Annotated in this window: 4 protein-coding genes; 1 reads left to right on the forward strand and 3 read right to left on the reverse strand. The window is 71.4% G+C overall.

The features are described 5' to 3' along the window. Positions 1–28 precede the first annotated feature (28 nt). Positions 29–1,288: a cytochrome P450 gene (locus JK363_RS39645; protein ID WP_201883186.1), complete on the reverse strand. Its 1,260-nt coding sequence runs from the start codon at positions 1,286–1,288 to the stop codon at positions 29–31. Between the two features lie 185 nt (positions 1,289–1,473). Here JK363_RS39645 and JK363_RS39650 point away from each other — a divergent pair, with 185 nt between their 5' ends. After that, a complete protein-coding gene (locus JK363_RS39650) occupies positions 1,474–2,343 on the forward strand; it encodes an alpha/beta fold hydrolase (protein ID WP_201883189.1) in 870 nt (289 codons plus the stop codon). A 71-nt stretch (positions 2,344–2,414) separates the two neighbouring features. On the opposite strand, the gene JK363_RS39655 is transcribed toward JK363_RS39650, so the two are convergent. Together JK363_RS39655 and JK363_RS39660 are read right to left on the reverse strand one after the other, a co-directional pair. Next, a complete protein-coding gene (locus JK363_RS39655; RefSeq protein WP_201883194.1) occupies positions 2,415–7,412 on the reverse strand; it encodes a type I polyketide synthase in 4,998 nt (1,665 codons plus the stop codon). A 16-nt stretch (positions 7,413–7,428) separates the two neighbouring features. Next, on the reverse strand, positions 7,429–12,742 hold a 5,314-nt coding region (locus JK363_RS39660), incomplete at its 5' end, for an SDR family NAD(P)-dependent oxidoreductase (RefSeq protein WP_201883197.1).

Here is a 12,742-nt window from a genome sequence, read left to right on the forward strand (position 1 = left end):
ACGCGGCGTCCTCGTATGTCCCGAACTCTCAGAACGTACACTGCACATGCTTGATGGCCTCGACGAAGCTGGCCACCAGCCGCCGGGGCGCTCCGGCGGTGCGGATCTCCGGGAGCCGGGCGAACAGCTCGCGGAAGAGCACGGTGACCTCCATCCGGGCGAGATGGGCACCCAGGCAGAAGTGCGGTCCTACGGAGCCGAAGCTCATATGGGGATTGGGGTCCCGGGTGATGTCGAAGCGGTAGGGGTCGGTGAAGACGTCCTCGTCCCGGTTGGCGGACCAGTAGAAGAGCAGCAGTTTGTCGCCCTCCGTGAAGCGGTTGCCATTCACCTCGCAGTCGCGGGTGACGGTGCGGCGCATCCAGTTGATGGGCGTGGCGACCCGCAGGATCTCCTCGACCGCGCCGGGAGCGTACTTCTCGAAGTCCGACAGCAGGAGTTCGCGCTGCTCCGGGTGTTCGGTCAGCAGCACCAGGCCGCGGGAGATGGCATTGCGGGTGGTCTCCATCCCGGCGACGACCAGGAGGATGAAGAAGGAGGACAGTTCCTCGGGGCTCAGCCGCTCCCCGTCGATCTGCGCCTGCACCAGCCGGGTGATCAGGTCTCCGGTCGGATTGCGGGTCCGGTCCGCGGCGAGCCGGGAGATGTAGTCCGCGAGTTCGTGCGACGTTTTCAGCAGGGCCGCCGTCGCCTGATCGGGGTGCGGTACGTATTCGGGGTCGAAGGTTCCGACAATGACGTTGGACCGGTCGTAGATGAACTCGTAGTCGTCGCCAGGAATTCCCATCATGCCGCTGAGCACGGCGATCGGCATGATCGCGGCTACCTTGCGGACGAAGTCACCGGGACCGTCCGCGATCAGATCGTCGACGATCTGCCGTGCCGCCTTGTGCGAGGCCGCTTCGAACTCCGCAGCCATACCCCGTCCGAACGCGCGGGAGACCAGCCGCCGCAGCCGGGCGTGCTGAGGATTGTCCATATTGATCATCGATCCGAAGAAGCTGTTGAACTCCTCCGGAAGATCGGCGATGCTGATGGCGGTGGGCAGCGAGCCGAAATCCTGCGGCCGCCGGCTCACTTCGGCGATATCGGCATGGCGCACCATCGCGTAATAGCCGGCCCCATGGGCGAACCCGGGCAGGGCCGGCTCATGGAAGAGCACGGGCTCCGGCCGTCGGCGCAGCGCCGCGAAGGCCGCGTCGCGATCGCCGCAGGGCCGTGCCCAGAAGGACAAGTCGGTGAGGTCGATGTTCTCGACGCGGGCGAACCTGGATTCCGGGGGATACACGGCGCCTCACTTCAGGCTCGGAGTCTACGGTCGGCAATATGCGCGAATCACCTGGCGGAAATTTCACATCCGGCGGAACCAGCTCAGGGCAATTGTCCCGCGCCTCCCTTAAGTGGCGCTAAGCCGCGCGGACATCACATCCCACAGCCCTCGAACATTTTCTGACACCGGGCTAGAATTTCTTCATGGATCTTTCCGTGCCCGTAACCGACGATGTGAAATTGCATGTCCGGCACCGGCCGGGAACCGCGTCGCTCCCCTTCCTCCTGGTACACGGAATGGCCTCCAGCGCGCGGCTGTGGGACGAGGTCGCCGACCATCTGGCCGCCGCGGGGCATCCGGTGTACGCGGTCGATCTGCGTGGCCATGGAGAGTCCGACACCCCGGAGGAGGGGTACGACACCCCGACGGCGGTGGCGGATCTGGTGGCGGCGACCGATGCTCTCGGACTGACCCGGGTGGTTGTCGCCGGACACTCCTGGGGCGGCAATGTCTCCGTCCGGCTGACCGCCGAGCACCCCGGGCTCGTGGCCGCGCTGGCCCTGGTGGACGGCGGCTGGCTCGAGCCGGCCACGTCCTTCAACTCCTGGGAGGCGTTCGTGGGGGCGCTGCGCCCGGCCTCGCTCGAGGGCGCCACCGTGCAGAGCGTCAGCGACTACTTCCGTGCCATCCATCCCGACTGGTCCCCGGCCGCCATCGACGCCGCCGTGGCCACCATGCGGGTCAACCCGGACGGTTCGCTGTCCCGGCGCATGTCCACCGAGCAGCACATGTCGATCCTGCGGAGCATCTGGAACGAGCCGCCGGGGCCGTGGTATCCGGCCATCGAGGTGCCCACTCTGCTGATGCCCGCCATCCCCAAGGGGGCGGACCGGCGGTGGGCGGAGCGCATCCGCTCGCGCATCCTGAACACCACAGCGGCGCTGCGCAACGCGACCATGCGGGATTACCCCGACTCCGAACACGATATCCACGCCCAGCATCCCGAGCGAGTGGCCGACGATCTGCTCGACCTCGCCCGTACGGCCGGGCAGACGGCCCACGGCACGCCATGACGGCAGATGCCACGCCCCCCGTACGAAGCCGCCGTACGGGGCTTCCGGGCGTGTGGCGGCCGCCTGGGTGATCACGCTCCCAGTTCACGGTCGATGAGCGCGAACATCTCGTCGGCGGTGGCCGCGGTGAGGTCGTCCCCGGCCGCCGCCTCCCCGGTGGTCCCGTCCGTGGTGTCGGTGTACTTCCACAGCAGGGCTTGCAACCGGTTCACCAGGCCCGCCCGGCGCGGATCCCCGGCGGGCAGTCCGGCCAGCGCCGACTCCAGCCCCTCGACATGTCCGAGTGCCGGGTGGTCCGTCGCCGGCTCCTCCGGGAGCACATGGACCAGCAGACAGCCCGCGAGTGCCTCGGGCGTCGGATAGTCGAAGACCACGGTCGTGGGCAGACTCAGCCCGGTGACGGTGCGCAGCCGGTTGCGGAGCTCGACCGCCGCGATGGAGTCGAATCCCAACTCCTTGAAGGGCCGGTCCGGTTCGACCGTCTCCGGCGACGCATAGTGGAGGACGGCCGCCACCTGCGCGCGGACGAGCGCCAGCAGCCTGCCGATCCGCTCGTTCTCGGGCAGCGCGGCCACTTCCTGCCGCAGGGCCGCGGGCTCGTCACTGCCGCCACCGTCGTCGGGGCCGTGTCCGGTCTCGACGGTCCGACGGGCGGCCGGTACCCCGTCGAACAGCCTGCTCGGCCGGGCCAGGGTGAACAGGGAGGCGAACCGCTCCCAACCGACATCCGCGATGGCCAGCGCGGGGTCCTCATGGTCGAGCGCCTGGCGCAGGGCGGTCAGCGCCAGCCTCGGGTCCAGGGGCGCCAGCCCCTGCCGTCGGGACCGCTCGGTGTGGATGCCCAGTGCGTCACCTCGTCCCTCACCTTCCACATCGCTGCCGTCCGTCAGATCCCACAGTCCCCAGGCGAGGGACACCGTGGCTGCCCGGCCTTCGGCACGCTGCCGCTGGGCCAGTGCGTCGAGGAAGGCGGTGGCGGCCGCGTACGCGCCGTGGTCCTTGCTGCCCCACGCGGTGGCGACGGTGGAGAAGTGGACGACGGTGTCCTCGGGGTCCAGTCCGCAGAGCTCGGCCAGATCCGGCCCCGCATCGGCCAGATGGGCGGAGATCTCCCGCACCAGCCGTTCGGTTGTGAGTTCCGTCAGCGGGGTCAGTTCGCCGGAGGCCGACGTATGGACGATGGTGCGCACACGGTCACCGGACGCGGACAGCTCCTCGACCAGGCGGACCACACCGTCCCGGTCGGCGGGCGCGCAGTCGGCGACGGTCAACTGAACGCCCAGAGCGGCGAGTTCGGCCGTCAGCTCGATGACCCCGGGGCCGCTGCCCCTGCCGGGCCCCAGCAGCACCACATGTCGTGCGCCCTCGGCGGCCATCCAGCGGGCGACATACGCGGCGGGACCCTCGGCGTCCCCCGTGATGAGCACGGCGTCCCGGGGCGTCCAGGACCGCCGCGGCACACAACCGCCCACCGGAGCGGGCACCAGCCTGCGGCCGAACGCGCCGTCCGCGCGCAGCGCCACCTGGTCCTCGCCGGTCGCCGCGGTGAGCAGGGCACGCAGCCGCTCCGGGGCGGCGTGGTCCGGAGCGGCGGGCAGATCCAGCAACCCGCCCCATAGCTCGGGACGTTCCAACGCCGCCACCCTGCCGAGCCCCCACAGCTGAGCCTGTGCCGGAGAGTCCAGCGGATCGCCGTCACCGGTCGAGACCGCGCCACGGGTGGCACACCACAGCGGTGCGCCGAGATCCGCGTCCGCCAGTGCCTGCACGAGGGTGAGCGTGCCGGTCAGCCCGGGGGCCACCTCGACGGCGGGCGCGCCGCCCTTCTCGTCCAGGGCCAGCAGGGACAACACTCCCGTCAACGGCTGCTCCATGCCGGCGTGGGCGGAGCGCAGCAACTCGGCGAGCCTGTCGCGGTCGACGGTGTCGGGCACGTCCACTCGGCGCACCCGGCCTCCGCCCGCGCTCAACGCCTCGGCGCACACCTCTGCCCAGCCGTCGGCACGGCCCTCCGGCCGCAGCACCAGCCAGGAGCCCGCGTCGCCCGGATCCGTGTCGTCCAGCCGCTGCCATACGACGCGATAGCGCCAGGAGTCCACGGTGGTCCGCTCACGCCGTGCCCGCCGCCACTCGGAGAGCACCGGCAGCACCTCGCCCAGTGACGAGCGGTGACCGCTGTCCGCGGTGAGGCGCAGTGTCTCGCCGAGCGCGTCCAGATCCCCGCCCTCGACGGCGGCCCAGAACCACGTCTCGTCCTCGTCGGCCGTGGCCACGGTGTCGAAGGACACCGAGTCGGCCAGCCAGTACCGCTCGCGCTGAAAGGCATAGGTGGGCAGGTCGACGACGCGTGGGGAGACGGGGCCGGAGGGCCAGAGGGTGGACCAGTCGACGGCGGCCCCTGCGGTGAACGCCTGCGCGAGCGACCGCAACAGCTGGGCCCTGCCGCCGTGGTCACGGCGGAGCGTGGGGACGGTGACGGCATCGGCCCCCAACTCCTCGAAGGTCTCCTGCATCCCGACGGTCAGCATCGGATGGGTACTGGCCTCGATGAACACCCGGTGGCCATCGGCCAGCAGCGCCCGTACGGCGTCGGCGAAACGCACCGGCTCCCGCAGGTTGACCACCCAGTAGCCGGTGTCCAGCCCGGTGCTGTCGGCACGGCCACCGCTGACGGTGGAGTAGAACGCCACGGTCGACGGGACCGGCCGGACCCCGGCCAGCACTTCCGTCAGCTCGTCGGCGATCTCGTCCACCTGGGGGCTGTGGGAGGCGTAGTCCACCTCGATCAGCCGGGCACGGTCACCGTTCTCCTGGCACCTGGCCACGGTATGGGCGACCTGCTCGGGCGGGCCCGAAATGACCGTGGACTCCGGCCCGTTGACGGCCGCCACCCCGACGTCGGCGGCCTGGTCGCCCAGACCGGCGAGCAGCTTGACGGCCTGGTCGTGGCCCACACCGAGGGACGCCATGGCGCCGCCACCGGCCAGCCGCCGTAGCGCCCGGCTGCGCAGGGCCACAACCTTCGCACCATCCTCCAACGACAGCGCACCCGCCACCACCGCCGCCGCGATCTCCCCCTGACTGTGGCCCACCACCGCAGCGGGCCGCACCCCGTATCCGGCCCAGACCGCCGCCAACGACACCATCACCGCCCACAACACCGGCTGCACCACATCCACACGACCGAGGTCAGCGGCGCCCTCGGCACCCCACAGCACCTCCGTCAACGACCAGTCCACATATGGAGCAAGCGCACGCTCACACTCGACCACCCGCGCCGCGAACACCGGCGACGCGTCCAGCAGACCGGCACCCATACCCACCCACTGCGAACCCTGCCCCGGGAACACCAACACCGGGCCCAGGTCCGTGGCCCTCGCGGCGCCACCGGGGTGGACCACACCCGGGTGAGCCTCCCCCGCGGCCAGTGCTTCCACGGCCGCGAGGAGTTCCTGCCGGTCCTCCCCCAGCACCACCGCGCGGTGGTCGAACACCGACCGGGTGGTGGTCAGCGACCAGCCCACATCGGATACCGACAGCCGCGGATCAGCCGCCGTACGCGCCGCGAGCGCGGTCGCCTGGGCCCGAAGGGCACGCTGTCCGCGCGCCGACAGTACCCACGGCACCACACCGGACTGACCGCCGCCGTCGGACTCAGTGGGCTCGGTGGGCTCGCTCGGCTCGGGTGCCTGCTCAAGGATCAGATGGGCGTTGGTGCCGCTGATGCCGAAGGAGGACACGCCCGCGCGGCGCGGGCGCTCGCCCTTGGGCCACTCCACCGGCTCCGTCAGCAGCCGTACCCCGCCACCGTCCCACTCCACATGCGGGGTCGGCTCGTCGATGTGCAGGGTGATCGGCAGCCGCCCGCGCCGGAGGGCCATCACCATCTTGATCACGCCCGCCACCCCGGCAGCGGCCTGGGCATGTCCGATGTTGGACTTGAGCGAGCCCAGCCACAGCGGCCGGTCCGCGGGTCGCTGCCGTCCGTAGGTGGCCAGCAGCGCCTGGGCCTCGATCGGGTCGCCGAGGGAGGTCCCGGTGCCGTGTGCCTCCACCGCGTCGACCTGGTCGGGGGCGAGCCGTGCGTTCTCCAGTGCCTGCCGGATCACCCGCTCCTGCGAGACGTCGTTGGGCGCGGTCAGACCGTTGCTCGCGCCGTCCTGGTTGATGGCCGAGCCGCGGATGACGGCCAGGACGTGGTGGCCGTTGCGCCGGGCGTCCGACAGCCGCTCCAGCAGCACCAGACCGACACCCTCGGAGAAGCCGGTGCCGTCCGCCCCCGCCGCGAAGGACTTGCAGCGCCCGTCCGGAGCCAGTCCGCGTTGCCGGGAGAACTCCGCGAAGGCGGTCGGGGTGGTGAGCGCGGTGACCCCGCCGGCGAGTGCGAGGTCACATTCGCCCTGGCGCAGCGCCTGGCAGGCCAGATGCATGGCGACGAGCGACGAGGAACAGGCGGTGTCCACCGTGACCGCGGGGCCCTCGAGGCCGAAGGTGTACGCCACCCGGCCCGACACCACCGAGGTCAGGCTGCCGGTCGTGGCATAGCCCTCGAACCCCTCGGGGACATGGGGCATCCGGGACAGATAGTCCTGGCTGGACACGCCCGCGTACACCCCGGTCGGGGTGCCCTTCACCGCGGTCGGATCGATGCCCGCCCGCTCGAACAGCTCCCAGGACACCTCCAGCAGCAGCCGCTGCTGAGGGTCCATCGCCAGCGCCTCCCTCGGGCTGATCCCGAAGAAGTCCGCGTCGAAACGGTCGACGTCCTGGAGGAAACCTCCGTGCCGGACATAGCTGGTGCCCGGGTGGTCGGGGTCGGGGTGATAGAGCCCCTCCAGGTCCCAGCCGCGGTCGGTGGGGAACGCGCTGATCCCGTCGCCGCCGGAGGAGACCAGCTCCCACAGCTCCTCCGGACAGCTCACTCCGCCCGGATAACGGCAGGCCATACTCACCACGGCCACCGGCTCCTGGAACCGCTCCTCGACCTCGTGCAGCCGTTGCCGAGCCTGTCCGAGATCCACCGTGACCCGGCGCAGATACTGGCGGAGCTTGTCTTCCGTACCCGACATCAGTCCTCACTCGCGGTCAAGAGGGCAGTTCCCTGTCGATGAACTCGAACAACTCGTCGTCCGACGCGGACTCGAGGGCACCGTCGTCCACGGTGTGCCCGGCGGTTTCGGCGGAGCCGTCGTTCAGCCGCCACAGCAGCGTCTCCAGCCGTTTGGCCAGCCTGGCGCGCGCCTCCTCGTCGTAGGCGAACTCCGCCAACGCGGCCTCCAGCTTCTCCAGTTCGCCGAAGACGGGCGCCGGGGCGGCCTCCTGTTCGGGGCACAGCTTCTCGCGCAGCTCCGCGGCGATGGCCGACGGTGTGGGGTGCCGGAACACGAAAGTGGCGGGCAGTCGCAGTCCGGTGTCCGCGGAGAGCCGGTTGCGCAGTTCGACGGCGGTCAGCGAGTCGAATCCCATGTCCTTGAACGGGGTGTCGCCGGACACCGCTTGCACATCGCCGTGGCCCAGGACGGCGGCTGCCTGGGTGCGGACGAGGGTGAGCAGGACGTGGTGCTGCTCGTCCGGCGGAAGTGTGGCGAGGCGGCTGACCAGACCGGTGGCGGGCCGACCCGTGGCGGCGGTACGCCGGTTGGCCGTGCCGTCGGCGGTCAGACTGCGGAGCAGAGCGGGCAAGGTGCCGGCGGGCCGGGCGGCCAGGGCGCGTACATCCAGTTGGACCGCCGCGGGCTGGGGATCGCCGTGCCAGCAAGCGGCGTCCAGCAGCTCCAGCGCCTGTTCGCCGGGCATCGCCGCGATCCCGGAGCGGGCCATCCGGGCGAGGTCGGCCTCGGCGAGGTGCCCGGTCATTCCGCTGGTGTCGGCCCACAGTCCCCATGCCACGGACACTCCGGACAGGCCGCCGGCCTGGCGGTGGGCGGCGAGGGCGTCGCAGAAGGCGTTGGCCGCCGCGTAGTTGGCCTGTCCGGGGCTGCCCATCACCCCGGCCGCCGACGAGAACATCACGAACATGCCGAGTCGCAGATGTGCGGTGGCGGCGTGGAGGTGGGCGGCGGCGGTGGCCTTGGTGGCCCACACCCGCGCGAGCCGTTCCGGGGTCTGCGAGGTGACCACGGCGTCGTCCAGAACACCCGCCGCATGGATCACCCCTGTCAGCGGATGTGCCGGGTCGATGTCCGCGACGAGGCGGTTGACGGCGGTGGCGTCGGTGACGTCGGCGGCGACGATCCGTACCTCGGCGCCGAGCCCCTCGAGCCGGGCCGCCAGTTCCTTCGCGCCCGGCGCGTCGGGGCCACCGCGGCTCACCAGGAGCAGATGGCTCATGTTCCAGACCCGGACGAGGTGTTCGGCGGCCAACCCGCCCAGGGTGCCGGTGCCACCGGTGATGAGTACGGTGCCGTCGGGATCCACCGGAGCGGGCACGTCCAGCACCAGTTTGCCGGTGTGCTTGGCCTGACTCAGGCAGCGCAGGGCCTCTCGCGCCCGGCTCAGCGGCCAGGACCGCACCGGAAGCGGGTCCAGCACCCCGCAGTCGAACAGCTGGGTCAACGTGTGCCACATCCGGTGGATGAGGTCCGGGCCCGCACCGGTGATCAGGTCGTAGACCTGATACGTCACCCCCGGGTGGAGGGCGGCGATGTGCTCCGGATCGCGGATGTCGGTCTTGCCCATCTCCAGCAGCCGGCCGCCGTCGCCGAGCAGTCGCAGCGAGGCGTCGATGAACTCCCCGGTGAGACTGTTGAGCACCACATCCACACCGCGTCCGCCGGTGGCTTCGCGCAGGGCGTCCTCGAAGTCCAGGTCGCGAGAGGAGGCCCGGTGTGCCGCGTCGATGCCCATGGACTCCAGCACCGGATGCTTGCCGGGGCCGGCGGTGGCGTAGATCTCCGCGCCCAGATGACGGGCGATCCGCACGGCCGCCGTTCCCACACCACCGGTGGCCGCGTGGATGAGCACCGCTTCACCCGACCTGAGCCCGCCCAGCTCGACCAGCCCGTACCAGGCGGTCAGATACGCCACCGGGGCGGCGGCCGCCTGCTGGAAACTCCAGCCGGCCGGGATCGGCGCCACCAGCCGCGCGGCCGTGACCGCCAAGGGGCCGAACGACTGGTCGAGGACGCCCATGACCCGGTCGCCCACCGCGACATCGGTGACATCCGGGCCGACGGCCACCACCACACCGGCGCCCTCGCCGCCGAGGCCGGTCTGCCCCGGGACCATGCCCAGACTCACCAGCACATCACGGAAGTTGACACCGGCGGTGTGTACGGCGATACGCACCTGTCCCGCTGCCAGGGGCTCCAGCACCTCGGGGCACGCCACCGGGGCCACGTTCTCCAGCGTCGCGGTACCCGCGGTGTCCAGCCGCCAGGCCGCCGGTTGCCGTACCGGGCCGACCAGCCCGGCGCCTCCGGCACCGGCACGGACGAGACGTGGCACCAGGACCCGCCCCGCGCGCACCGCCAGTTGGGGTTCGTCCGCCGCCACGGCTCGTGTCACGGCGGCGCGTACGCTGTCGCCGCTCAGGCGGCTGCCGTCAGCGCCAGGGCCGTGGTGGTGGCCGTGGTCGATGTCGACCAGGACGAACCGCCCGGGGTTCTCCGACTGTGCGCTGCGGACCAGGCCCCAGACCGCGGCGGCCGCCAGATTCGTACGGGCCTCGGTGGACGGGTTGCCCTCGGTACCGTGCACCGCCACTGCGCCTCGCGTCAGCACCATCAGCCGGGCGTCGGCCAGCCGCGGCTCGGCCAGCCAGCCCTGCACCAGCTCCAACGTACGCTCCGCGAGCGCCAGCCCCTCGGCCGCCGCCCTCTCGGCGTCGGTTCCGGTGTCCGTCCACGGGTCCGTTCCCGGCTCCGGGTCACGGGATAAGACGTCGGCGAGAACCACTGATGGGACGGGCTCGCCATCGTCGAGCGCCGTGATCAGCGCTGCCAGATCCGGATGGCCCTCACCGCCCAGAACGGCCCAGTCGTCGCCGTCGGCCACCGCGTCCGCAGCCCCTGGTTCGAGCGGCATGGGGGTCCAGTCGACGGTGAACAGGCCGTCCGTGCGGTGTGCGTTCGCCATACGCAGCTGGTCCACGCTCGCGGGCCGCATGGCCACCGAGTCGACCGTCAGCACGGGCGCACCAACGGCATCGGCCACGGTCATCCGCAGCCCACGCTCACCCTCGGCGGTCTGCGGTTGGGGTGAGAGCCGGACTCGTACGGTCGTCGCCTCGGCCGCCCACAGCGCCACACCGTTCCACGCGAACGGCAACCACACCCGGCTGTCGGCGGGCTCGGTGTCCGTGGTGTCGAGTTGGCCGATGAGCAGGGCGGGGTGCAGTGCGGCGTCCAGCAGCACCGGGTGGATACCGAATCCCGCCTGATCGCCCGCGGTTTCGGGCAGTGCCACCTCGGCGAGCACATCCTCACCGTCCCGCCATGCGGCGCGCAGCCCCTGGAAGGACGGCCCGTACGCGTACCCCGAGGCCGCCACCCGTTCGTAGAAGCCCTCCACGTCCAGCGGGCGCGCGTCTACTGGTGGCCACACCGCGTCCAGGCCCGCTGCCTCCTGAGCACCGTCCGCGGGCGGGCTCAGCACACCCTCCGCATGGCAGACCCATCCGGCGTTCACGTCGGCGGTGTCCTCGGGGCGGGAGTAGATCTGTACATCACGGCGACCGTCGTCCCCACGCGCGCCCACGACCACCTGCACCCGCAGCGCGCCCGACTCCGCCAGCACGAGTGGGAGTTGGAGCGTCAGCTCCTCCACACCGCCGCAGCCGACCTCGTCGGCAGCGCGCAGCATCCACTCGGCCAGGGCCGCCCCCGGCACCAGCACCGTGCCCGCCACCACATGGTCGTGGAGCCAGGGGTGCGCGCGTGCGGAGATCCGGCCGGTCAGCACATGACCGCTGCCGTCGGCGAGTTCCACGGCGGCGCCCAGCAGAGGGTGTCCGGCGGAGGTCAGCCCCAGCTCGGAGGGGTCGCCCGCGCTGCCTCCGCGGCTGTCGAGCCAGTACCGCTCGCGCTGGAAGGCGTAGGTGGGCAGTTCCACCACGCGCGGCGGCGGAGAGGTGGGGTAGAGCGAGGTCCAGTCGACGGCGATCCCCGCGATGAACGCCTGGCCGAGTGACCTCACCAGCTGCTCCCGACCACCGTGGTCGCGGCGCAGCGTCGGTACCGTCACCGCCTCGACGCCCGTCTGTTCGAAGGTTTCCTGCATCCCGAGCGTCAGGACCGGATGGGTGCTCGCCTCGATGAACACCCGGTGGCCATCGGTCAGCAGCGCCTCGATCGTGTCGGCGAACCGTACCCGCTCCCGCAGATTGGTCACCCAGTACGCGGTGTCCAGCGTGGCGGTGTCGACCGGTCCGCCGGCCACCGTCGAGTAGAACGCGGTCCCCGAACCGGATGTGCCGACGGGGCTGATGCCGTCCAGGACGCGCATCAGCTCGTCGCGCAGAGTATCGACCTGGGGGCTGTGGGAGGCGTAGTCCACCTCGATCAGACGGGCCCGGCCGCCGCTCTCCTCACACGCCGCCACCACGGCGGCCAGGTGCTCCGGTGGGCCCGACACCACGGTGGACGCCGGCCCGTTGACGGCCGCCACCCCGACGTCGGCGGCCTGGTCGCCCAGTCCGGCGAGCAGCTTGACGGCCTGGTCGTGGCCCACGCCGAGGGATGCCATGGCGCCGCCACCGGCCAGCCGCCGTAGCGCCCGGCTGCGCAGGGCCACAACCTTCGCACCATCCTCCAACGACAGCGCACCCGCCACCACCGCCGCCGCGATCTCCCCCTGACTGTGGCCCACCACCGCAGCGGGCCGCACACCGTATCCGGCCCAGACCGCCGCCAACGACACCATCACCGCCCACAACACCGGCTGCACCACATCCACACGACCGAGGTCAGCGGCGCCCTCGGCACCCCGCAGCACCTCCGTCAACGACCAGTCCACATATGGAGCAAGCGCACGCTCACACTCGACCACCCGCGCCGCGAACACCGGCGACGCGTCCAGCAGACCGGCACCCATACCCACCCACTGCGAACCCTGCCCCGGGAACACCAACACCGGGCCCGTATCGCTCGTGGTCAGGGCGGCACCGGACAACACAGGGCCCGCATCCGGCTCACCGGTCGCCAGTGCCCGTACCGCGGCGATCAGCTCATCACGGCCCTTGCCCATGACCACCGCGCGGTGCTCGAACACCGAACGCGTTGTGATCAGGGACCATCCGATCTCGGCCGGGGTCGTCCCGGCGTCTCTCGCCAGCCGTGCCGCCAGTGCTGTGGCCTGGCCACGCAGAGCCTCGACGCTGCGTGCGGACAGTACCCAGGGCACAACCCCGGCCGGGCCGGCTGCGGGGTCCGTCGTCGATGCCGTGTCCTCCGGAACATGT

It is taken from the genome of Streptomyces coffeae (assembly GCF_016741875.1).
In the GTDB taxonomy this organism is placed as follows: Bacteria; Actinomycetota; Actinomycetes; order Streptomycetales; family Streptomycetaceae; genus Streptomyces; species Streptomyces coffeae.

Excerpts from the sequence above, each read along its gene's own strand:
- JK363_RS39655 (WP_201883194.1), bottom strand. The coding sequence starts at position 7,412 with ATGTCGGGTACGGAAGACAAGCTCCGCCAGTATCTGCGCCGGGTCACG.
- JK363_RS39650 (WP_201883189.1), top strand. The coding sequence starts at position 1,474 with ATGGATCTTTCCGTGCCCGTAACCGACGATGTGAAATTGCATGTCCGG.